Raw genomic sequence first — 23,019 nt, 5'->3', positions numbered from 1 at the left:
AATGCGAACAATGTAAAACTTTCTTTTTTTCACGCTCGAATTCTAGTATTCCCAACCTTCACTTCCTTTAAGCAAGGCGGTGAAGGTTAATTAATAGTTTTCTAATGAACGTTGTCACGACGCCTTACGTAAGCAAAATCATTCTCTTAAAAAAACAAAAAACTCTCCTCAACCGAGGAGAGTTTTTATATAAATTAGTTTGTTTTTAATTTAGCAAGTTCCTGTAGAAACTTGTCGTTTAGCACTTTAATGTATGTTCCTTTCATACCTAAAGAGCGAGATTCAATAACACCAGCACTTTCTAATTTACGTAGTGCATTTACGATTACAGAACGAGTAATTCCTACGCGATCAGCAATTTTACTTGCAACAAGTAAACCTTCTGTTCCATTTAATTCTTCGAAGATATGCTCAATTGCTTCTAACTCACTGTAAGATAATGAGCTGATCGCCATTTGAACAACAGCTTTACTACGTGCTTCCTCTTCGATTTCTTCCGCTTTTTCACGTAAGATTTCCATACCTACTACAGTTGAACTGTATTCAGCAAGGATTAAATCATCATCTAAGAACTCTTGACCAAGACGAGCTAACACTAATGTACCTAGACGCTCACCGCCACCAACGATTGGTACGATTGTAGTTAAACCTTGACCGAATAATTCTCTATTTTCTACTGGGAATGCTGTGTAAGCACTGTTTACATCTAAGTTAGAAGATGTTTCTGTAATGTTGAATAAGCTTTGTGTGTATTCTTCCGGGAATTGACGCTCTGCAAGCATTTGTTTCATACGCTCATTCTCAATTTGTTGGTGAATTGCATAACCTAGTAATTTACCACGACGGCTTACTACGAATACGTTCGCTTCGATTACTTCACACATTGTGTCAGACATTTCTCTAAAGTTTACAGGCTTTCCTGCTGCGCTCTGTAATAACGCATTTAATTTTCTTGTTTTTGCTAATAATTCCATTTCAAAAGTTCCTCCTACATGTTACTCACATATTTTTTCATCACTTGGAAACTAGGGCGAGTCACCTGATGACACAATTACAAAATAAACTGGCTCACATCTTTATTTTTAGCAATCGTTGCTAATTTCTCCTCAACGTATTGAGGTGTTATCGTTATTTTCTCTAACGTAATTTCAGATGCCTCAAACGATAAATCTTCAAGGAGCTTCTCCATAATCGTATGAAGTCTTCTTGCTCCAATATTATCTGTATCCTGATTAACTTGATAAGCAATCTCAGCAATCCTACGAATAGCTTCGTCTGAAAATTCAATTTCTATACCTTCAGTCGCTAATAAAGCCATATATTGTTTAATTAACGCATTGTCAGGCTCGATTAATATTTTAACAAAATCATCTGTCGATAATTTTGTTAATTCTACTCGAATCGGAAATCTCCCTTGCAGTTCCGGAATTAAATCTGACGGTTTAGACATATGAAACGCTCCAGCTGCAACGAATAAAATATAATCCGTTTTTACTGATCCGTATTTTGTCGCAACATTCGATCCTTCTACAATTGGTAAAATGTCACGTTGCACACCTTCACGTGATACATCTACGCTATTCGACTGCTTACCAGCAATTTTGTCAATTTCATCGATAAAAATAATCCCGAGCTGTTCAGCACGATAAACAGCCTCTTGTGTAACTTCATCCATATCAATTAAGCGCTGTGCTTCCTCATTTGTCAAGAGTTTTCTTGCTTCTTTCACAGAAAGTTTACGTTTTTTTGTTTTTTTCGGCATAAAACTTCCTAATGCATCTTGGAAATTCATTCCCATTTGTTCCATGCCAGTTCCTTGTAACATATCAAACATGGAAGACTGTTGCTCAGTCACTTCAATCGATACAATTTCATCTTCAAGAAGTCCTGCAGCAAGCTTTCTTTCTACATCTTGACGTTTCTTTTCGATTTCAACATCTTCCTGTGCATCAGATGTTTGATTCGAATTTTGAGCACCGCCAAATAGCATTTCTAATGGGTTTTTAAATCCAGATTGTTTCTCCGGACTCGGCACTAAAATTTCAACAAGACGTTGGTTCGCTTGTTCTTCTGCTTTGTCTTGAACTTTCACTACCATTTCTTCTTTTACGATACGGACCGACGCTTCCACAAGGTCACGTACCATCGATTCTACATCTCTACCTACATATCCAACTTCTGTAAATTTCGTAGCTTCAACCTTAATAAAAGGTGCTCCAACGAGTTTCGCCATTCGTCGTGCTACCTCTGTTTTACCAACACCTGTCGGTCCAATCATTAAAATATTTTTAGGTGCAATTTCATCACGTAGATTTTCAGCTAATTTACTTCGACGGTATCGATTTCTTAAAGCTACAGCAACCGCTTTCTTCGCATCTTTTTGACCGATAATGTATTGATCTAATTTTTCCACAATTTGACGCGGAGTAAAATGTAAATGCATATAAAATGCCTCCCTTACGATTCTACAATTCTTCCACAATTATATTGTGGTTTGTATAAACACAAATATCGCCAGCAATGTCTAAACTCGCTTTCGCAATTTGCTTCGCTGTTAAATGTTCACTTGCATATTGCTTTAAAGCACGACCTGCAGAAAGCGCATAATTCCCACCAGATCCAATCGCTAAAATACCATCATCCGGTTCAATCACTTCTCCTGTACCTGAAACAAGAAGCATAGTTGTTTTATCCATGACAATGAGCATCGCTTCTAGCTGACGTAACATTTTGTCGCCACGCCATTGTTTTGCCATTTCAACTGCAGCACGCTGCAAGTTCCCATTGTACTCTTCTAATTTCCCTTCAAACATTTCAAAAAGAGTAAATGCGTCAGCAACGGAACCTGCAAAGCCAGCTAAAACTTTCCCTTGGAAAAGTTTACGGACTTTACGAGCTGTATGTTTCATTACAACTGCATTTCCCATTGTCACCTGACCATCTCCAGCCATTGCACATTCTCCATTATGATGAACTGCAAATATCGTTGTAGCGTGGAAATTTCCCATAGAAAAAACTCCTTTATATGTTTTTATAGCTTTAAAAGCAATTTATGCCCGCGGGTGATGCTTCATGTAGACAGAACGCAATCTTTCTTTAGAGACATGCGTATAAATTTGTGTCGTCGACAAATTCTCATGACCGAGTAGTTCCTGTACAGTACGTAAATCCGCCCCTTCATCTAACATGTGTGTAGCAAATGTATGCCTTAACATATGGGGACTTATCCGCATTGTCAGTGAAGCCTTCTTAATGAGTTCGTTTAATACATAGCGTACCCCTCGACTTGTTAGCGGCGTGCCTTTCGCATTTAAAAATACCATATGAGAGTGTTCTTCAGTTTTGTGAGCTAACTGTTTTCTCCCGTTCTCTATATAAGTAATTAAAGCATCTTGCGCATAGCTTCCGAACGGAATATACCTTTGTTTTTTTCCTTTTCCCATTACTAAAATTGTTCCCACCGCGAAGTCAATATCGGTAAGTTGTAAATTGACACATTCACTCACACGGATCCCAGTCGCATACATCAACTCTAATAAAGCTTGATTCCTTTGACCTAGCGGCGTTTCCGTATCAGAAACTTCAAATAATTCCTCTAATTCTTCAGCATATAAAAACTTTGGGATTGACAATTCTTTTTTGGGGAGTGACGCAAGTGCAAAAGGATTATCTTTCCGATAACCTTCACGCATCAAAAAACGATATAAACTTCGTAAGCTTGATACTTTTCTTGCGACAGATTTACGGGCTAACTTTTCATCGTGCAACGTCGTTAAGTACAAACGAACATCCGCGTATGTAACATCTAAAAAAGAGGATATGCCTTCTCGCTCCATAAATTGCACAAAATGTTCTAAATCATTTTGATAACTTGCAATTGTATATTTTGAATAATTTCTTTCAATTTGTAAATATCCAACGAATAATTGTAACAATTTCTTCACATTCACATAATTCACCTCAATAAAGGCTACTAAATCGTATCACAACTTAGTAGCCTTTGCAAGAAATTTAACTAAATATTTACAAAATTTTGAATTGTTTCTAAAGCGCGTGTTGCATATGCTTCATTTCGTTCTGCTTTCCTCTTAACTTTCTTCTCTAACGGTGCAAACAAACCGAAGTTTGCATTCATTGGCTGGAAGTTTTTCGCGTTTGTCGCAGTAATATAATTCGCCATACTTCCCATTGCAGTTACAGGCGGTAATACAACCGGTTCTTCACCTTTCACAAGTCGAGCAGCGTTAATACCCGCTAGTAATCCTGACGCCGCTGATTCAACATATCCCTCTACTCCAGTCATTTGACCAGCGAAGAATAAATCATCACGTTGTTTATATTGATATGTTGGACGAAGCAAGTTAGGTGAATTAATAAAAGTATTACGATGCATTACACCATAACGTACAATCTCTGCGTTTTCCAGTCCTGGAATCAACTGTAACACTTCTTTTTGTGGTCCCCACTTTAAATGCGTTTGGAAACCTACGATATTGTATAACGTTCCTGCTGCATCATCTTGACGTAACTGAACAACAGCATATGGCGTTTTTCCTGTTTTCGGATCTTCTAATCCAACAGGTTTCATCGGTCCAAATACTAGCGTCTGTCTTCCTCTACTTGCCATAACTTCTACCGGCATACAACCTTCAAAGAAAATTTCTTTTTCAAATTCTTTTAAAGGTACTGTTTCAGCAGCAATTAAAGCCTCGTAAAAACGGTCAAATTCCTCTTCCGTCATTGGGCAGTTTAAATATGCAGCTTCACCTTTATCGTAACGAGACTTTAAATATACTTTATTCATATCAATGCTGTCTTTCTCAACAATCGGTGCTGCAGCATCATAGAAATAAAAATAATCTTCACCTGTTAATTCTTTTAATTGTGCAGCAAGATCAGGAGACGTAAGTGGACCTGTCGCGATAACAGTAGGTCCTTCTGGAATTTCAGTAATTTCTTCATTCATCACAGTTACGTTCGGATGGTTTTTCACATACTCTGTTACCTTTGCCGCAAATTCATGACGATCTACAGCTAAAGCCCCTCCTGCTGGTACAGAGCACTCATCAGCTGCACGAATAATAACAGAGTCCATTAAACGCATTTCTTCTTTAATAACACCAACAGCGTTTGTTAATGTGTTTGCGCGAAGCGAGTTACTGCATACTAACTCTGCAAATTTATCTGTGTGATGAGCCGGCGTTTGCCTTACTGGTCTCATTTCATATAATTTTACTTGGACACCTCGTTTTGCAATTTGGTAAGCTGCTTCACTTCCTGCAAGACCTGCGCCAATGACGTTTACTACTTGTGTTGTCATATATATCACCTTTCCTTTTCTTCCCGAAAAAAATGTGAGCAGTTACGCTCACATTTGTTGTTCTTCTTCATAATCACACGAAATACATTGTACTTGCACGCCTTTTTTCAACTTCTTCTCTACAAGCATACCTTCGCACTTCGGACATTTACGACCAATTGGTTTATCCCAAGATACAAAGTCACACTCTGGATACGTACCGCACCCATAGAAAAGACGTTTCTTTTTATTACTACGACGTTCAATAATTTGACCTTTATCACACTTCGGACAAGTAACACCGATTTCTTTCACAATCGGTTTTGTATTACGACAATCTGGGAAATTCGAACAAGCCATAAATTTCCCGTATTTACCCATTTTAAAGACCATTGGGTGCTCACACAATTCACAGTCTTCCCCAGCTGGTTCATCTTTAATTTCTACTTCACGCATTTCTTTTTCCGCTTTTTCTAAACGCGGTTCAAAGCCTACGTAGAAATCATCAACAATTTTTACCCAATTCGCATTTCCTTCTTCTACTTCATCAAGACTTTGCTCCATGTTAGCAGTAAATTCAATGTTAATAATTTCTGGGAAAAACTCTAAAATAAGTTCAATTACTATTTCACCAAGTTCAGTTGGAACGAAGCGTTTATTATCCAAACCTACGTATCCACGTTTTTGAATCGTTTCAAGTGTCGGTACGTAAGTCGACGGTCTTCCAATTCCAAGCTCTTCAAGTGTTCTTACTAGACGAGCCTCTGTATAGCGCGGCGGAGGTTGTGTAAAGTGTTGCTTCGGTTCTAAATCCTTGGAAAATACCGTTTCCCCTACTTCTAAAGGTGGCAACATTTTATCCTTTTCTTCAGCCCCGTCATCTTTCGACTCTACATACACTTTCATAAATCCTGGAAACTTTACAACCGATCCACTTGCACGGAACTGAACATTGTTATTAATGAGTCTAGCTGTCACAGTATCCATTATAGCAGACGCCATTTGACTTGCAACAAATCGCTCCCAAATCAGTTTATACAACCGAAGTTGATCACGACTTAAGAAACTCTTTAGTTCCTCTGGCCTTCTCATTACCGAAGTAGGACGAATTGCCTCATGCGCATCTTGCGCGTTCGACTTTTTCGTTTCTTTCTTCTTTTCTGTTCCTATGTATTCCGCACCAAACGACTCAGTAATGTAAGTACGCGCCTCTGTTTGAGCTGTTTCTGAGATACGTGTTGAGTCAGTTCTCATATACGTAATAAGACCTACAGTCCCTTGCTTTCCAAGATCTATCCCTTCATACAATTGCTGCGCGAGCATCATTGTTTTCTTTGCTCGCATGTTTAACTTACGCGCTGCCTCTTGTTGCAAGGAAGATGTTGTAAACGGTAATGCAGGATTACGTTTTCGCTCTTTTCGCGTTACATTTTCAACTGAAAACGCATTATCTTTCATCTGTTCAATTATTTCATTCACTTGCGTTTCATTCGTTAATTGAACTTTTTCACCATCTACACCGTAAAAGCTTGCTTCAAATGTGTCTTTCCCTTTCACAAATTCCGTCTTAATTGTCCAGAATTCTTCAGGCTCAAAGCTTTGAATTTCTCTTTCACGTTCAATAATTAAACGAACTGCTACAGATTGTACGCGTCCTGCACTTAATCCTTTTTTTACTTTCTTCCATAATAAAGGACTAATATTGTAACCAACAAGACGATCTAGTATACGCCTTGCTTGTTGTGCATCTACTAAATCCATATTAATCGCACGAGGATGTTTAAATGACTCTTTGATTGCATCTTTTGTAATCTCATTAAACACAACTCGGCAATCTGATTCAACGTCCACATTTAACGTATTAGCTAAATGCCAAGCAATTGCTTCCCCTTCGCGGTCTGGATCGGCCGCGAGATAGACTTTCTTTGCTTTTTTTGCCGCTGATTTTAAGTCTTTTAAGACGGGACCTTTACCACGAATGGTAATATACTTCGGGGTGAAGTTGTTCTTTACTTCTATCCCCATTTGACTTTTAGGTAAATCGCGAACGTGTCCCATAGACGCGACAACTTTGTATTTTTTCCCTAAATATTTCTCAATGGTCTTCGCCTTAGAAGGCGACTCCACGATTACGAGGTAATCTGACATGCTAGTGCCTCCTTAAGAGGTGGATTCAAGTCTTCATCAATCTTATTGATTTCTCTTGTTTTTGTCAATCAAGAATGAATATACCATACAGCGCCTATCTACCATTTGTCAATAATTGTTTAATAAAAACATAAAAATATAAGGTTAATTTATAATCTCTTCCAAGATATCTTCTGCATTTCTTACTAGTTTTGCTCCTTGTTGAATCAGATAATTCGTTCCTGATGCACTATCTATAAATATAGGTCCAGGAAGTGCAAATACCTCTCTATTTTGCTCTAAAGCAAGGTCCGCAGTAATAAGTGTTCCACTTCTTGATTTCGCTTCTACAACTAAAACACCCTTACTTATACCACTAATAATCCGGTTCCTTTTTGGAAAATACCATTTTTTCGGTGCATAGTGCGGCGGATACTCTGTTAATAACAATATATATTCATTCCACGTTCCATATAAATGTCTATTCTCTTTTGGATACATATACGATAATCCATGTCCTAGTATTGCTATAGTCGGGCAATGCTGTCTTACTGTTATTTCATGAGACATTGTATCTATCCCTCTTGCAAACCCACTGACAATAAGCCATTCCCTTTCTAATAAGGGGTGTAAAATAAATTTTAAACTCTCATGTCCATATAAAGTCGGTTCCCTCGTTCCAATAACCGCTAATTTATTCACTCTATTGAGAAAATCCTTCTCTCCTTTTCCATATAACACAAAGGGTGGATCCTGTATTTCACGTAATAATTGTGGATAATCTTCATCCCATATAGTCATATAAAAGATTCGATTTTTCTCTAAATAAGATATATATTGCAAGAGATTTGAACTTTGAAGAAAATTTACTAATTCTGAAGATTTTTTCGAGGATATTCCAGTGTAGTATTCCATTTGTTTTGCATTAAAAGTGTATATTCCCTTCAATTCTGGATCGACATATAGTAGTCTTTCCATCGCCTTCCAATGATCTGCTAAAAAATAATGAAGATGTAATAATCGTTCTCTTTTCATCCTAATTCTCCTTACCCATAATTTTTATTATGTAAACAAGAAGTGTGTAAAAAGACACCTTCAAGCAAGAAGGTGTCTTTCAACAGATTAGTAGTTTTTACAAGTCTCAAATAGACCTTTTTCTTTTAAGACAGAGATTAGCGTTTCACCCATAACCGCTGGAGTTTCCGCTACTTTAATACCACAAGCTTCCATCGTTTTAATCTTTTCAGCAGCAGTTCCTTTACCACCAGAAATGATTGCACCAGCATGGCCCATACGTTTGCCAGCAGGCGCTGTTTGGCCACCAATGAAGCCTACAACAGGTTTTGTCATATTAGCTTTCACCCATTCAGCTGCCTCTTCTTCCGCTGTACCACCGATTTCACCAATCATAATTACAGCATGTGTTTCTTCATCTTCATTAAATGCTTTTAACGCATCAATAAAGTCTGTACCGTTAACTGGGTCCCCGCCGATACCTACAGCAGTAGATTGGCCAATACCTTCTTGTGTTAACTGATGTACAGCCTCATACGTTAATGTACCAGAGCGGGATACGATACCTACATGACCTTTTTTATGAATGTATCCTGGCATAATACCGATTTTACATTCATCAGGCGTGATAACACCTGGACAGTTTGGTCCAAGTAAACGTGTATGTTTACCAGCCATATATCTCTTTACATTTACCATATCTAATACAGGAATTCCTTCAGTAATACATACTACTAAGTCAATTTCTGCATCAACTGCTTCCATAATTGCATCAGCCGCAAAAGCGGGTGGAACGTATACAACTGAAGCGTTTGCGCCTGTTGCTTTCACTGCATCTTCTACAGTATCAAATACTGGTACACCTTCAATATCAGTGCCACCTTTACCTGGCGTTACACCACCGACAATTTTCGTACCGTATTCAATCATTTGTTTTGTGTGGAATAACCCTTGAGAACCTGTAATACCTTGAACAATAACTTTTGTATCTTTATTAACTAATACGCTCATTTTTCTCCCCCGCTTTCTATTAGCCCACTAGTGAAACAATTTTTTGTGCACCGTCTGCCATAGATTCTGCTGCAACAATATTTAAGCCAGACTCATTTAAAATTTTCTTACCTAACTCTACGTTTGTACCTTCAAGACGTACAACTAAAGGTAATTCAAGACCTACTTGTTTCGTTGCTTCAATAACACCTTCTGCGATAACATCACACTTCATAATGCCACCAAAAATGTTAACGAAAATACCTTTTACATTTTTGTCAGAAAGGATAATTTTGAATGCTTCTGTAACTTTTTCAGCAGTCGCACCGCCACCAACATCTAAGAAGTTAGCTGGATCGCCATGGTAATGTTTAATGATATCCATTGTAGCCATCGCTAAACCTGCACCATTAACCATACAACCGATATTTCCATCTAAAGGAATGTAGTTTAAGTCATATTTAGAAGCTTCAATTTCTTTTGCATCTTCTTCATCAAGATCACGAAGTTCTAAAATGTCTTTATGGCGATATAAAGCATTAGAATCAAAGTTTAATTTCGCATCTAATGCCATAACTTTACCGTCACCTGTTGTAACAAGTGGGTTAATCTCCGCGATAGAGCAATCTTTTTCAATAAACGCACGGTATAAGCCCATCATAAACTTCACAGCTTGTCCTACAAGCTCTTTTGGAATATTGATGTTAAATGCGATTCGGCGCGCTTGGAAGCCTTGTAAGCCTACTGCTGGATCAATATATTCTTTAAAGATCTTTTCAGGTGTTTGCTCTGCTACTTCTTCAATTTCTGTTCCACCTTCTTCAGATGCCATTAAAACAACTTGAGAAGTTGCACGATCTAAAACAAGACCTACATAATATTCTTTTTTAATATCGCAACCTTCTTCGATAAGTAAGCGTTTTACTTCCTTACCTTCAGGACCTGTTTGATGTGTCACAAGTGTAGTTCCTAAAATGCTTTCTGCATATGTACGAACTTCATCTAAATTTTTTGCAACTTTTACTCCGCCAGCTTTGCCGCGTCCACCAGCGTGAATTTGTGCTTTTACTACACATACATCCGTTCCTAATTCTTTCGCTGCTTCTACAGCTTCTTCTACTGTAAATGCAACCTTCCCGTTCGGAACGCTAACCCCATAGCTTCTAAGGACTGCCTTACCTTGGTACTCATGGATATTCATGGTCCCATCCTCCCCTGTTTTCCTGTTTTACTCGAAAAGTTTTTTAATGTTTAAAAAACATTACATTGCCATTGTATAAGATGATTGGCACGCTGTCTACAATAAAGTGTCAGAAAACTGAAATCGCTTTATTCTTTTTGGAAAATAGTAATGTTTATATGTCAAAATAAAAAATAAGCTATGAAAACACAGCTTATTTTTGAATCATATCTTTAATTGGCGCAAACGATTTCCGATGTTCTTCTAATACTCCATGCGCTTCAATCGCTTCTAAATGTTGTTTTGTTCCATATCCCATATGTTGTTCAAATCCATATGCAGGATACTTTTCTCCAAGCTCTTTCATCATACGATCTCTCGTTACTTTCGCAACAATGGATGCAGCTGAAATAGAAATACTTTTCGCATCACCTTTAATAATGGATGTTTGTGGAATTGGTGTAGGAAGTTTCATCGCATCAATTAATAAATATTCTGGTGCACAAGATAAATTCGCAACAGCATCTAACATTGCTTGTTTCGTCGCTTGATAAATATTTATTTCATCAATAACTTGTGGTGATACAATTCCAACTCCAATTGCAATTGCTTGTGCTTTGATTTCATCATAAAAACGCTCTCGCTTCGCCTCACTCAGCTTTTTCGAGTCATTTAACCCTGGAATATAACAATCTTCCGGAAGGACAACAGCCGCCGTCACGACAGGCCCAGCTAGCGGCCCACGCCCTACTTCATCTATACCTGCAATATATGTGAGCCCTTTTTCACGTAATGCAATCTCGTACTTGGACATTTCGAAAAACTTTTCTTTTTCTTTCTGCGCTAACTCTTTTTGTTTATGCCACTTCAAAATAAGCTTTTGTACCCCTTTTCGCTCATCTTTCATTAATATTTGAAAGCGGTCATCTTCTTCACTCATAATTTCTTGCAGTAAACGTTCCGCTTCTTGAATAGTCACTTTTTGCATTCATGCCACTCCCTTTATATACAAAAAAGAAAAGACGTACAAACGCACGTCTTATACTTCTTCTACTTTTTCTGCATCTTCTGTCTGCTCTGCAAACTCTTCTGGTGTTTCAAACGTCATTTTCCCAAGTTTTCCACCACGAAGCTCACGAAGGACAAGCTCAGATGTTTTATCATAATCAATCATTCCGCCGCCCATTAAACAGCCTCTATTTTTTCCAATTGCATCAAATAACTCCACAATATCTTCTGGAATCTCATTTAAATTATATCGCTCTTTCAAACGTTCTGGATAATGTTTCTCCATAAAACGTAAAGCGTAAACAGCAACATCTTGTAAATTTAAAATTGAATCTTTAATTGCGCCCGTTGTTGCTAAACGAAGACCCACTAGTTGATCTTCAAATTTAGGCCATAAAATACCAGGTGTATCTAACAGTTCCATTTCTTTTCCAACTTTAATCCATTGTTGGGCTGTTGTCACACCAGGACGATCTCCTGTTTTAGCAATATTTTTCTTCGCCAACTTATTAATTAACGTAGATTTACCAACATTCGGTATACCTACAATTAATGCACGAATCGCCCTCGGTCTAATACCTTTCGCAACCATTTTATCAAATTTCTCTTTCACCAACACTTTACAAGCGGCTGCAATTTCCTTCATACCTTGGCCAGCTTGTGCGTTAATTGAAATTGCCATATGGCCTTTTTCTTTAAAATATGCGATCCATTGCTTTGTTAAACGATCATCTGCCATATCCGCTTTATTTAAAACAACAAGCCTCGGTTTATGTGTAATAATCTCATCGATCATTGGATTTCGAGAAGATAAAGGTAATCGAGCATCTACAAGCTCAATTACAACATCAATTAACTTTAATTTTTCTGTTACTTGGCGTCTAGCCTTTGCCATATGTCCCGGGAACCACTGAATTACCATGTTGCCACCTTCTTTTTCTTTTATTTCACAATACGAGCATCTTTTAACGGCCAATATAGTATATTTGCTTTTCCAATCACTTGGTCCATTGAAATGGTACCAATCGAACGGCTATCTTTACTAAAACGACGATTATCGCCTAAAACAAATAATTGACCTTCTGGAACAGTTTTCTTCCCTGTCATTTCTTCAAGAGTAAAATCATATGTAAGCGGTCCGTCAGCAATTTGTTTTTTCTGCTTGTCTAAATACGGCTCCTCATAAGCCTTTCCGTTAACATATAGCTTATCATTACGGTACTCTATTTCATCGCCTGGTAGGCCGATAATACGCTTAATATAATCTTTATCTTCCGTTGCTCGGAATACGATAATATCAAATCGTTTCGGATCTCCTATGTGATAACCAATTTTATTGACAATCATTCGATCGCGATCATGTAAAGTAGATGCCATCGATACTCCATCTACGAGAATTGGCGCAAAGAAAAACTGTCTAATAACACCCGCTAATACAACAGCAATCAAAATTGCTTTGATCCATTCCCAAAGTGAACTCTTTTCTTTCTTCATGCATTTCCCCTCCACGATTATGTAAGCTGCTCGTATTATATCAAAATTTTATATAGATTGGAAAAAGGGAGCTTGTGTATTTACAAGCTCCCATACATGTCTTATCGAATTTCTTTAATTCGTGCTTTTTTACCGCGAAGGTTACGTAAGTAGTATAACTTAGCACGACGTACTTTACCACGGCGAAGTACTTCGATTTTCGCGATTCTTGGCGTGTGAACTGGGAATGTACGCTCAACACCTACACCGTAAGAAATCTTACGAACTGTGAATGTTTCACTGATTCCGCCACCACGACGTTTAATTACAACACCTTCGAAAAGCTGAATTCTTTCACGAGTTCCCTCAACTACTTTTACGTGTACACGTAAAGTGTCTCCAGGACGGAATGAAGGAAGGTCAGTTTTTAATTGGCCTTTTGTAATTTCTGCGATTAATTGTTGCATATTAAATTCTCTCCTTTAAACAGATGCTCTTATAAAGTCTTAATAAATTACAGCGGAACATCGTTAATACGGCCACTGATTTCAGTAGCACAAGTGTTATAATAGCATATTGCTAGGACTGTTGCAATAGAAAATATATCAAGCCCTTACTTGTCTTCTTTAATCTGTTCTAGCCATTTCTCTTCTTGCTTAGACAATTCTCGTTCTTCCAGTAAATCCGGTCTACGCGTGTACGTACGACGTAGTGATTCTTTGTGTCGCCATTCATCAATATTTTTATGATTTCCTGACATTAGTACATCCGGTACCTTCATACCACGAAAATCAGCTGGACGTGTATAATGAGGATGCTCTAATAAACCTGTACTAAACGAATCCTCGACTTGTGAAGCATGATTTCCTAGTACTCCTGGCAGGAGACGTACGACACTATCAGTAATAACCATAGAGGCTAACTCTCCGCCCGTTAATACGTAGTCACCAATAGAAATTTCATCAGTTACGAGATGCTCACGAATTCGTTCATCGTACCCTTCATAATGACCACATACAAAAATAACATGCTCTTCTTCAGCAAGCTCTTCTGCCTTCTTCTGCGTAAAACGTTCTCCTTGTGGACACATTAAGACAACTCTCGGTTTACGGGCTGTTTCCTTCGTTAACTCTTCCACTGCATCAAAGATAGGCTGAGGGGTTAATACCATCCCAGCGCCACCACCATATGGATAATCATCTACGCTATTATGCTTACTTGTTGTATAATCACGGAAATTGACAACACGAAGCTCTACTGCTTCTTTTTCTTGTGCTTTCTTTAAAATTGAAGATCCAAACACACCCGTAAACATATCTGGAAACAATGTTAAAATGTCAATTTTCATTATAGCAGCCCTTCCATTACATGAATGGTTACTAATTTATTCTCAATGTTAACTTGAAGTACAACATCATCAATATAAGGAATTAACAGATCTTGACCTTTTGGACGTTTAATTACCCAAACATCATTTGCACCAGGAGATAAAATTTCTTTTATTGTTCCTAACGCTTCTCCTTCTTCCGTTACAACGCTACAACCAATAATTTCATGGTAATAGTATTCGCCTTCAGCTAGTTCGCCTAACTGCTCTTCTGGTACTTTTATTAAAGAACCTTTAAATTTCTCTGCTTCATCAACATTGTTGTATCCTTCAAATGTTAATAAATCAAATGTCTTATGTTGACGATGAGAAGTTACTTTCACCGGAAGGTAGTCTGTACTTTTCTCATTCGATATGTATAAAGTGTTTCCTACTTTATATCGCTCTTCTGGAAAATCAGTACGAGAAATAACACGAATTTCTCCTCTTACGCCATGAGTATTTACAATTTTCCCTACATTAAACCATTTTGTCATAAACAGTATGTCACCCCTGGTTTCTATATAAATTAAGCATCTCCATTTCACATATGGAACATGCAACTTCTCTTTAAATGTTAAAAAAGGGAGAGGAAATAACTCCTCGCCCTTTTTACGTTTATTGAATTTCCAGTGTTACTTTTTCATCATTATGATGTCCCACTGAATACAAGAGCATTCGAATTGCTTTCGCAACTTTCCCTTGCTTTCCAATGACTTTTCCAACATCCTCAGGATGTACAGTTAATCGATACTTTATCTCTCCGTTGTAAAGTTCCTGTGTAACTTTTACATCTTCAGGATGATCGACAAGAGGCTTGACAATCGTCTCGACTAACTTCTTCATAGTCATTGCCTCAATTACTTACCTTGTTTAGATAAGTGGAATTTCTCCATGATACCTTGGTTAGAGAATAAGTTACGAACTGTATCAGATGGTTTAGCACCATTTCCTAACCATTTTAATGCTGCTTCTTCGTTGATCTTAACTTCAGCTGGTTGAGCAACCGGATTGTAAGTACCGATTTCCTCAATGAAACGTCCGTCACGAGGAGAACGAGAATCTGCAACAACTACACGATAGAAAGGAGTTTTTTTAGCTCCCATACGTTTTAAACGAATTTTAACTGCCATTTATAAAGCACCTCCGAATTTATTTCACACAGATAATTATATTAGCAAAAAGACTATTGCTTTGTAAAGTATTTTTTCTTAACAGAGCCATCTTTTTTCCTTACATGAATGGAAACTTCAATCCACCTAGTCCTTTTTTCTTACCTTTTTGCATTCCAGTCATCGTTTTCATCATCTTTTTCATATCATCAAATTGCTTGATTAAACGATTGATTTCTTGTACCGTTGTACCGCTACCTTTGGCAATGCGTTTTTTGCGACTAGCATTGATTATTTCCGGTTGTTCTCGCTCTAATTTAGTCATAGAACGAATAATTGCCTCAATATGCCCAATTTGTTTTTCATCAACTTGCGCATTTTTTAGCCCTTTAATTTTATTTGCACCAGGAAGCATTCCTAACAATTCATCAAGCGGTCCAAGTTGACGCACTTGTCCAAGTTGTTCTAGGAAATCGTCAAGCGTAAACGAAAGCGTACGCATTTTTTGCTCAAGTTCTTTTGCTTTCTCTTCATCAACTGTAGCTTGTGCTTTTTCAATTAATGTTAAGACGTCTCCCATCCCTAAAATACGGGATGCCATACGCTCTGGATGAAACGCTTCAATTGCATCTAGTTTTTCACCCATACCAGCAAATTTAATCGGTGTATTTGTTACAGCCTTAATAGATAATGCAGCACCACCGCGCGTATCACCATCTAATTTCGTTAACACAACACCTGTTAAACCTAACTGTTCATGGAAACTTTGCGCAACATTTACCGCGTCTTGCCCCGTCATCGCATCGACAACAAGGAAAATTTCATCCGGTTTCGCAACTTCTTTCACTTTCGCTAATTCATCCATTAGTTCTTCATCAATATGCAGGCGACCTGCTGTATCGATTAAAACATAATCGTGATGATCTTCTTTTGCTTTTGCAATCGCTTGTTTCGCAATTTCAACAGGACTTACTTGATCTCCTAAAGAGAATACAGGCATGTCCAATTGCTTCCCTAATGTTTCAAGCTGTTTAATCGCTGCTGGACGGTAAATATCCGCTGCAACAAGCATCGGTTTACGATTATGCTTTTTACGAAGCAAATTCGCAAGCTTACCTGTCGTCGTTGTTTTACCTGCACCTTGCAGACCAACCATCATAATAACAGTCGGTGGCTTATTAGCAACAGCAATTTTGCTTTGCTCTCCGCCCATAAGTTCTGTAAGTTCTTCCTGTACAACTTTAATTACTTGTTGTCCAGGTGTCAAACTTTTCATTACATCTTGTCCGACAGCACGTTCAGACACACGCTTTACAAAATCTTTTACTACTTTAAAGTTAACGTCCGCTTCTAAAAGAGCTAGACGAACTTCTCTCATCATTTCTTTCACATCGGCTTCAGAAACTTTTCCTTTGCCGCGGATTTTTTGCATTGTCTGTTGAAGTCGGTCGGCTAATCCTTCAAATGCCATATTGCCGCCCTCCTAATCTAATTTTTCGATAGCTTCAACAACTTGTTTCATTTCTTCATTCACATGCTCTTCTTCGCTGATTAGCTGTTTTAGCTTTGCAACAAGTCGCTGTCGCTCTTGAAACTTTTGAAGTAATACTAATTTATCTTCATATTCTTCAAGCATCGCTTCAGTCCGTTTAATGTTATCATACACGGCTTGGCGACTTACATCAAATTCTTCCGCAATTTCACCAAGAGATAAATCATCTAGATAATAAAGCGACATATAACTTCTTTGTTTTTGCGTTAACAACGATTGATAAAAATCAAATAAATAGTTCATTCTCGTTGTTTTTTCGAGCATGTTGGATCATCCTTTGTTAAGTGATTTCCCTTTACATGAATTAGTTTACATGGAGTACAAAAGAGTGTCAAGTTTTTTTCTTAACATCACATATTTTTATAGAAAAAGAAGCGGAAAATACCGCTTCTTTCACTTATACTTCTTCTGTTTCTACTAAGTTCGCAAATAAACCATACACATACTGTTCTGGATCAAACTGTTGCAGATCATCCATTTGCTCCCCTAATCCAACGAATTTCACCGGTACATCCATTTCATTTCGAATCGCTAATACAATACCACCTTTAGCAGTACCATCTAACTTCGTTAAAACAATACCAGTAACATTCGTTGCTTCGCGGAATGTTTTTGCTTGACTTAGACCGTTTTGTCCTGTTGTTGCATCAATAACAAGTAATACTTCATGAGGAGCTCCTGGTACTTCGCGCTCAATTACACGCTTCACTTTCTCTAACTCTTTCATTAAGTTCACTTTATTTTGCAAACGTCCTGCTGTATCACATAGTAATACATCTACTTTACGTGCTTTCGCAGCTTGTACAGCGTCATACATAACCGCCGCTGGATCAGATCCTGATCCTTGTTTAATCACTTCTACACCAACGCGATCGCCCCATACTTCTAATTGTTCAATCGCTCCAGCACGGAATGTGTCTCCTGCCGCCAATAGGACAGACTTACCTTCTGATTTGAATTTATGTGCTAGTTTACCAATTGTCGTCGTTTTCCCTACTCCGTTAACACCGACAAATAAAACAACTGTTAATTGATCCTCTTGCATATTAATTTCGTTGCTAAACTCGCTGTCACCTTTGTAAATCCCTACTAATTTTTCTGAAATAACAGCCTGTACTTCTCTTGGATCTTGGATATTACGACGTTGGACTTCTTCTTTCAATTGATCAATTAATTCCATTACCGTCGAAACGCCGACATCTGCACCAATTAAAATTTCTTCTAATTCCTCAAAGAAATCTTCATCTACTTTACGATAACGATAAACTAAATCATTTACTTTATCTGCAAACGAATTTCTCGTTTTTTCTAACCCGTTTTTAAATTTCTCTGTTACCGTATCTGTTTGTTTAGAAATTTTTTCTTTTAATTTTTTAAAAAAGCTCATACTGTCCCATCCTTCCTATTTACTTGCAACTAGTTCTTCTCCATCATCTAAACGAACAGAAACAAGTTTAGATACCCCTGACTCTTGCATTGTTACACCGTACAATACGTCAGACTCTTCCATTGTACCTTTTCTATGTGTAATTACAATAAACTGTGTCTCATCACTAAATTTCTTTAAATACTGCGCAAAGCGGGCAACATTCGCCTCATCAAGAGCTGCCTCTACCTCATCTAGTACACAGAATGGGACTGGGCGCACTTTTAAAATACCAAATAACAGCGCAATCGCTGTTAAAGCACGCTCTCCACCTGAAAGTAAACCTAAGTTTTGCAGTTTCTTCCCTGGCGGTTGCGCTACAATATCAATACCCGTATTTAATAAGTCCTCTGGATTCGTCATGACTAAATCCGCTCTACCGCCTCCAAATAATTCAGAGAATACCGATTGAAACTCCATTCGAATTCCTTCAAACGTAGTAGAGAAGCGTTTTTTCATTTCTTCATCCATTTCGGTAATAAGTTGGTGCAATGTCGTTTTCGCTTCTTCTAGATCATCCTTTTGCTCTAGTAAGAATGTATGACGCTCTGCTACACGCTCATACTCATCAATTGCTCCTAAATTCACTGTGCCTAGCTCTTCAATGGATAGTTTAATTAGTTTCACCTTTTTACGCGCATCCTCGGCAGGCATCATCATTGTATACTTCAGTTTTGCTGCTTCAAATGAAATCGTATATGTTTCACGTAAATGTTGTAATCTATTTTCCAACTCTACATCAAGTCGGTTTATTTTTACTTCTTGATCTTTCAACATCTCAAGAATGTATTTATGTTTACCTGTTGTTTCTTTCAGATTACGCTCTAAATGTTCTACTCTCTCTTGTAACGATACTCGTTGTTCACGACGAGAGCGGATTAACTCTGAAGTTTGATTACGATCATATGCTTTCTTCTCAATCATATTTGTAATTTGTTCTTCACCACTTGAATTCGATGTCATTTCTTGTTTTAAGAATGCTAAATCCTCTTTCGTTTTGACAAGCGTTGCATCCGTTTCTTCTTTTTCCTTCGTCAATCGTTCAACTTTTTCTTTTTGATTAGATAAGCGTTGTTGCTTTTCAGCTGCCAACACTTTTAACTCAGTCATTTCTTTTTGAACTTTTTCTTTCGAAGAATGTTGCTCACTTTTTTGTTTTGTTAAAGCGACAATTTTATTATCTAATTCCGTAATCTCCGCTTGAAGATTTGCTAAAATCTTTTCTAGCTCTTCTTTACGCCCTTGTATCTTCACTTGATCTTGTAAGAATCCTTCAATCTCTAAATCGTAAATAGATAATCGATCATTAATACGATGTTCCTCTAATTCTAAGCGATTAATTTCTTCTCTTAATTTCTGTTCATCTACACGCTCTGTTTCTACACTTTGCCTTAGTTCACGTATTTGCACTTCTTTTTCTTGAATCTCTTGCTTTACTGCTTTAACAAAGTTTTCCAACTTCGTTGTTTTTTCTTCCATATCAGTTAACTTGTTCGTCCACTCTTCTAGTTCACGTTGACGTCCTAATAAAGAAGATTTCGCCTGTTTTACCGCTCCACCTGTCATAGAACCGCCAGGGTTCACTACATCACCTTCGATTGTTACAATGCGATAACGGTATTGCAGTTGTTTCGCCAACTCATTCGCCCCGCGTAAATCTTTCGCGACAATAACAGTACCTAATAAATTCGAAACTACATTTTCATATTTATTGTTATATTGTACAAGTTCTGCCGCCACACCTACAAACGATGGATGTTGATTTACAATACGTAATTGTTCAAATGATAACGATCTACTTTTAATTACAGCTTGCGGTAAAAACGTTGCTCGTCCATGTTTATTTTGTTTTAAAAACGCAATTGCATTACGAGCATGTTCTTCTTTTTGTACGACAATATGCTGCATCGCTGCACCTAGAGCAATTTCCATTGCAATTTCATATTCTTTCGGCACCGTTAGCAGTTCTGCAACAGCACCCTCAATACCTTGCAAACTATTTTCTCTAGCTTTTAATACTTCACGTACTCCTTGATAGAAACCAGAGTAATCTTCTTGCATCTCTTCTAGCATTTCTTTTCGAGAACGTGCCTGTTGTACAAATTGATACGCTTGATACAGTTTTGTTTCATTTTCGCTATACTGCGTCTTGCATTTCCCAAGTGCCACTTCGGTCTTTTGTATATTCGAAAGGATACCAGCTACTTTTTCTTTCACTTGTTCATAACTTTCCACAAGCTTCGTCTTTTTCGCTGTAATTTCCATACGAATTTCTACATATTTCGCATTTTCTTCATCAAGGCGTTCATTTTTAGAGCTTTGTTGTTTAGATTGTTCTTCAATCATAGATAACTCATTGCGATGACTAGCTTGTTGATTTAAAAGTTCAATATAGTCACCTTTTAAATTCTCAATTTGTTCCTCTAAATTGTCAGCAAAAGTTGCAAGCAATTGCTCATTATCATGCAATTTTGTCTCCAACTCTTTTACTTGATTTACAAATTGCATCAACACTTCTGTACCTGATTCAATTTCGCCATCATAACTTGTAGCTTTCTCTGTTAATTCAACAATTAACTGTTCGAGTTGTGCACAATGCGTCGTTGCATTTTGTTTTCTCTCTTTTAATAACTCACGCTGTCCTTCTAACTTTTCTAGCTCTTTACTAGAGAGAAGAAGTACTTCTTGTAAGGAATCTACAGACTCATCTACTGCTTGTAATTGTCCTCGTAATTCCTCTAGCTCTTCTTCACCTTTTTGTAAATGCGTTGACATTTTTGCTTCTTCGTTTTTATTATGCCCAAACTGATTTCGAAGCGCTTCCCATTTCTCATGTAATTCTTCAATTTCATGTACAATAAGCGCCGCTTCTACTTTTTCTAATTCTTCTTTTTTCTCGAGATAATCTTTCGCAATAGAAGCTTGTCTTTCCAAAGGTTCTACTTGACTACTTAATTCGTGAATGATATCTTGTACACGATTTAAGTTTTCTTGTGTGTCTGCTAATTTTCCTTCAGCTTTCTTTTTACGAAGTTTGTATTTCAGCACTCCCGCAGCTTCTTCAAATACACCACGACGTTCTTCTGATTTACTACTTAAAATCTCTTCAACTTTCCCTTGGCTAATAATCGAAAAAGCTTCTCTTCCCATACCAGAGTCCATAAATAAATCAATAATATCTTTCAATCTACATGATTGTTTATTAATATAAAAATCACTATCACCAGAACGAGATACACGACGCGTTACACACACCTCATTATATTCAATCGGTAAACGTTGATCTTCATTATTTAAAGTTATTGTTACTTCAGCAACATTAACTGCTCTTCTCGTATCACTGCCTGCAAAAATAATATCTTCCATCTTTGCACCACGTAATGATTTTGCAGATTGTTCACCCAGTACCCAGCGAATGGCATCAGTAATATTACTTTTCCCGCTTCCATTAGGTCCTACTACAGACGTTACACCTGGGACAAAGTCAACAGATACACGCTCAGCAAAAGACTTAAATCCCGCTATTTCTAATCTTTTTAAAAACACGAAAGGCCTTCCTCCTATTCTCCGTTGCTATAATAGCTTGTTTATACAAAAACAAGCTATTATACGGATTTCCTTTCCTTTCATTTACAAGCGAAAGGAAAGTTTCATTCTATGCACAAGGAATCCCCCTCATTCAAAGGGGGATTCCTTATAGTTGTTCTTTTAACTTTTTCAACGCTTCTGCAGCAGCTTGTTGCTCTGCTTCTTTTTTCGACTTGCCACTACCAAGACCTAAAGCCACGTTATTTAACGTAACACGTGACACAAATTCTCGATTGTGAGCTGGGCCTTTTTCTTGCAAAATTTGATACTCAATATTGCCACTACCATCACGCTGAATCAATTCTTGTAATTGACTCTTATAATCCATCACATGAGAAAAAGCACCTTCATTAATTTTAGGGTATACAATTTCTTTTAAGAATTCCCATACTGTCTCTAGCCCTTGATCAAGATAAAGGGCACCAATAAACGCTTCAAAGACATCCGCTAATAAAGCTGGTCGTTCACGTCCACCTGTCATTTCCTCACCTTTTCCTAATAAAACAAGGTTACCAAATGACAACTCGTTTGCAAAACGAACAAGAGATGGTTCACATACAATAGCTGCACGTAGTTTTGTTAACTCTCCTTCGCTCATTGTCGGATATTTTTGAAACAGATACTGTGATACAGTAAGTTCCAATACTGCATCTCCAAGAAATTCGAGACGCTCATTATCTTCATGTGGTTTTTTTCGATGCTCATTCACATACGATGAATGCGTAAATGCTTGAATCAATAATTTTTCATCTGTAAACGTAATACCTATCTTTTCTTGAAATACTTTAAATGCTTCACGATATTTTGTTTCGTATTTTTTTTCTCTATATTTTCGGTACGGCATAGGTCCCTCCAGATATAAGCCGAGAAGCCCCGCTAAAAAA

22 protein-coding genes are annotated in these 23,019 nt (G+C 37.5%); all 22 read right to left on the bottom strand.

Annotation, left to right across the window (positions count from 1 at the left end; all coding sequences use genetic code 11):
* Nucleotides 1-194 precede the first annotated feature (194 nt).
* Nucleotides 195-974 carry a GTP-sensing pleiotropic transcriptional regulator CodY gene (gene codY / locus ACUN28_RS10045; protein ID WP_000421290.1) on the bottom strand — a complete coding sequence of 260 codons (780 nt, stop codon included), beginning with the start codon at nt 972-974 and terminating at the stop codon, nt 195-197.
* 77 nt (nt 975-1,051) lie between these two features.
* Nucleotides 1,052-2,443 carry an ATP-dependent protease ATPase subunit HslU gene (gene hslU / locus ACUN28_RS10040; RefSeq protein ID WP_016086607.1) on the bottom strand — a complete coding sequence of 464 codons (1,392 nt, stop codon included), beginning with the start codon at nt 2,441-2,443 and terminating at the stop codon, nt 1,052-1,054.
* 22 nt (nt 2,444-2,465) lie between these two features.
* Entirely contained in the window at nt 2,466-3,008 is a 543-nt protein-coding gene (hslV, locus tag ACUN28_RS10035; RefSeq protein ID WP_000526271.1) for an ATP-dependent protease proteolytic subunit HslV, read from the bottom strand.
* A 42-nt stretch (nt 3,009-3,050) separates the two neighbouring features.
* Entirely contained in the window at nt 3,051-3,950 is a 900-nt protein-coding gene (xerC, locus tag ACUN28_RS10030) for a tyrosine recombinase XerC (protein WP_001101238.1), read from the bottom strand.
* 65 nt (nt 3,951-4,015) lie between these two features.
* Nucleotides 4,016-5,320, bottom strand: a complete 1,305-nt coding sequence (gene trmFO / locus ACUN28_RS10025) for an FADH(2)-oxidizing methylenetetrahydrofolate--tRNA-(uracil(54)-C(5))-methyltransferase TrmFO (protein ID WP_000211997.1) — start codon at nt 5,318-5,320, stop codon at nt 4,016-4,018.
* A 48-nt stretch (nt 5,321-5,368) separates the two neighbouring features.
* On the bottom strand, nt 5,369-7,447 hold the full coding sequence (topA, locus tag ACUN28_RS10020; protein ID WP_016086606.1) for a type I DNA topoisomerase: 2,079 nt from the start codon (nt 7,445-7,447) through the stop codon (nt 5,369-5,371).
* 144 nt (nt 7,448-7,591) lie between these two features.
* A complete protein-coding gene (dprA, locus tag ACUN28_RS10015) occupies nt 7,592-8,461 on the bottom strand; it encodes a DNA-processing protein DprA (RefSeq protein WP_016086605.1) in 870 nt (289 codons plus the stop codon).
* 87 nt (nt 8,462-8,548) lie between these two features.
* Nucleotides 8,549-9,451 carry a succinate--CoA ligase subunit alpha gene (sucD, locus tag ACUN28_RS10010; RefSeq protein ID WP_000115178.1) on the bottom strand — a complete coding sequence of 301 codons (903 nt, stop codon included), beginning with the start codon at nt 9,449-9,451 and terminating at the stop codon, nt 8,549-8,551.
* A 19-nt stretch (nt 9,452-9,470) separates the two neighbouring features.
* Entirely contained in the window at nt 9,471-10,631 is a 1,161-nt protein-coding gene (gene sucC, locus ACUN28_RS10005; protein WP_016086604.1) for an ADP-forming succinate--CoA ligase subunit beta, read from the bottom strand.
* Nucleotides 10,632-10,824: 193 nt separating this feature from the next.
* Nucleotides 10,825-11,598 (bottom strand): ribonuclease HII, encoded by a 774-nt coding sequence (locus ACUN28_RS10000; protein ID WP_016086603.1) that lies wholly within the window; start codon nt 11,596-11,598, stop codon nt 10,825-10,827.
* A 51-nt stretch (nt 11,599-11,649) separates the two neighbouring features.
* Entirely contained in the window at nt 11,650-12,540 is an 891-nt protein-coding gene (gene ylqF / locus ACUN28_RS09995) for a ribosome biogenesis GTPase YlqF (RefSeq protein ID WP_016086602.1), read from the bottom strand.
* Between the two features lie 20 nt (nt 12,541-12,560).
* Entirely contained in the window at nt 12,561-13,112 is a 552-nt protein-coding gene (gene lepB, locus ACUN28_RS09990; protein ID WP_000711857.1) for a signal peptidase I, read from the bottom strand.
* A 101-nt stretch (nt 13,113-13,213) separates the two neighbouring features.
* Nucleotides 13,214-13,558: a 50S ribosomal protein L19 gene (gene rplS / locus ACUN28_RS09985; RefSeq protein ID WP_001186516.1), complete on the bottom strand. Its 345-nt coding sequence runs from the start codon at nt 13,556-13,558 to the stop codon at nt 13,214-13,216.
* Between the two features lie 146 nt (nt 13,559-13,704).
* Complete coding sequence (gene trmD / locus ACUN28_RS09980; RefSeq protein WP_016086601.1) at nt 13,705-14,439, bottom strand: tRNA (guanosine(37)-N1)-methyltransferase TrmD; 735 nt, start codon at nt 14,437-14,439, stop codon at nt 13,705-13,707.
* Entirely contained in the window at nt 14,439-14,954 is a 516-nt protein-coding gene (gene rimM / locus ACUN28_RS09975; protein WP_000170282.1) for a ribosome maturation factor RimM, read from the bottom strand. The genes trmD and rimM overlap by 1 nt, the downstream gene beginning before the upstream one ends.
* 121 nt (nt 14,955-15,075) lie before the next feature.
* The gene (locus tag ACUN28_RS09970) at nt 15,076-15,303 is read right to left on the bottom strand and encodes a KH domain-containing protein (protein WP_000737397.1); all 228 of its coding nucleotides are present in this window, start codon (nt 15,301-15,303) and stop codon (nt 15,076-15,078) included.
* A 14-nt stretch (nt 15,304-15,317) separates the two neighbouring features.
* On the bottom strand, nt 15,318-15,590 hold the full coding sequence (gene rpsP, locus ACUN28_RS09965) for a 30S ribosomal protein S16 (protein ID WP_000268750.1): 273 nt from the start codon (nt 15,588-15,590) through the stop codon (nt 15,318-15,320).
* A 100-nt stretch (nt 15,591-15,690) separates the two neighbouring features.
* Nucleotides 15,691-17,040: a signal recognition particle protein gene (ffh, locus tag ACUN28_RS09960; protein WP_000863460.1), complete on the bottom strand. Its 1,350-nt coding sequence runs from the start codon at nt 17,038-17,040 to the stop codon at nt 15,691-15,693.
* Nucleotides 17,041-17,052: 12 nt separating this feature from the next.
* Entirely contained in the window at nt 17,053-17,385 is a 333-nt protein-coding gene (locus ACUN28_RS09955; protein ID WP_000891061.1) for a putative DNA-binding protein, read from the bottom strand.
* Between the two features lie 133 nt (nt 17,386-17,518).
* Nucleotides 17,519-18,508, bottom strand: coding sequence for a signal recognition particle-docking protein FtsY (gene ftsY, locus ACUN28_RS09950; protein WP_016086600.1), 990 nt, complete (start codon nt 18,506-18,508; stop codon nt 17,519-17,521).
* A 15-nt stretch (nt 18,509-18,523) separates the two neighbouring features.
* Nucleotides 18,524-22,093: a chromosome segregation protein SMC gene (gene smc / locus ACUN28_RS09945; protein WP_016086599.1), complete on the bottom strand. Its 3,570-nt coding sequence runs from the start codon at nt 22,091-22,093 to the stop codon at nt 18,524-18,526.
* A 148-nt stretch (nt 22,094-22,241) separates the two neighbouring features.
* Nucleotides 22,242-22,979, bottom strand: coding sequence for a ribonuclease III (rncS, locus tag ACUN28_RS09940; protein WP_016086598.1), 738 nt, complete (start codon nt 22,977-22,979; stop codon nt 22,242-22,244).
* Nucleotides 22,980-23,019 lie beyond the last annotated feature (40 nt).

Source organism: Bacillus sp. WC2507 (assembly GCF_052656125.1).
Note: the sequence above shows the minus strand (reverse complement) of the source record. Positions and strands in the feature narration are given on the sequence as shown.

Excerpts from the sequence above, each read along its gene's own strand:
- codY (WP_000421290.1), bottom strand. The coding sequence starts at position 974 with ATGGAATTATTAGCAAAAACAAGAAAATTAAATGCGTTATTACAGAGC.
- hslU (WP_016086607.1), bottom strand. The coding sequence starts at position 2,443 with ATGCATTTACATTTTACTCCGCGTCAAATTGTGGAAAAATTAGATCAA.
- hslV (WP_000526271.1), bottom strand. The coding sequence starts at position 3,008 with ATGGGAAATTTCCACGCTACAACGATATTTGCAGTTCATCATAATGGA.
- trmFO (WP_000211997.1), bottom strand. The coding sequence starts at position 5,320 with ATGACAACACAAGTAGTAAACGTCATTGGCGCAGGTCTTGCAGGAAGT.
- topA (WP_016086606.1), bottom strand. The coding sequence starts at position 7,447 with ATGTCAGATTACCTCGTAATCGTGGAGTCGCCTTCTAAGGCGAAGACC.
- dprA (WP_016086605.1), bottom strand. The coding sequence starts at position 8,461 with ATGAAAAGAGAACGATTATTACATCTTCATTATTTTTTAGCAGATCAT.
- sucD (WP_000115178.1), bottom strand. The coding sequence starts at position 9,451 with ATGAGCGTATTAGTTAATAAAGATACAAAAGTTATTGTTCAAGGTATT.
- sucC (WP_016086604.1), bottom strand. The coding sequence starts at position 10,631 with ATGAATATCCATGAGTACCAAGGTAAGGCAGTCCTTAGAAGCTATGGG.
- ACUN28_RS10000 (WP_016086603.1), bottom strand. The coding sequence starts at position 11,598 with ATGCAAAAAGTGACTATTCAAGAAGCGGAACGTTTACTGCAAGAAATT.
- ylqF (WP_016086602.1), bottom strand. The coding sequence starts at position 12,540 with ATGGTAATTCAGTGGTTCCCGGGACATATGGCAAAGGCTAGACGCCAA.
- lepB (WP_000711857.1), bottom strand. The coding sequence starts at position 13,112 with ATGAAGAAAGAAAAGAGTTCACTTTGGGAATGGATCAAAGCAATTTTG.
- rplS (WP_001186516.1), bottom strand. The coding sequence starts at position 13,558 with ATGCAACAATTAATCGCAGAAATTACAAAAGGCCAATTAAAAACTGAC.
- trmD (WP_016086601.1), bottom strand. The coding sequence starts at position 14,439 with ATGAAAATTGACATTTTAACATTGTTTCCAGATATGTTTACGGGTGTG.
- rimM (WP_000170282.1), bottom strand. The coding sequence starts at position 14,954 with ATGACAAAATGGTTTAATGTAGGGAAAATTGTAAATACTCATGGCGTA.
- ACUN28_RS09970 (WP_000737397.1), bottom strand. The coding sequence starts at position 15,303 with ATGAAGAAGTTAGTCGAGACGATTGTCAAGCCTCTTGTCGATCATCCT.
- rpsP (WP_000268750.1), bottom strand. The coding sequence starts at position 15,590 with ATGGCAGTTAAAATTCGTTTAAAACGTATGGGAGCTAAAAAAACTCCT.
- ffh (WP_000863460.1), bottom strand. The coding sequence starts at position 17,040 with ATGGCATTTGAAGGATTAGCCGACCGACTTCAACAGACAATGCAAAAA.
- ACUN28_RS09955 (WP_000891061.1), bottom strand. The coding sequence starts at position 17,385 with ATGCTCGAAAAAACAACGAGAATGAACTATTTATTTGATTTTTATCAA.
- ftsY (WP_016086600.1), bottom strand. The coding sequence starts at position 18,508 with ATGAGCTTTTTTAAAAAATTAAAAGAAAAAATTTCTAAACAAACAGAT.
- rncS (WP_016086598.1), bottom strand. The coding sequence starts at position 22,979 with ATGCCGTACCGAAAATATAGAGAAAAAAAATACGAAACAAAATATCGT.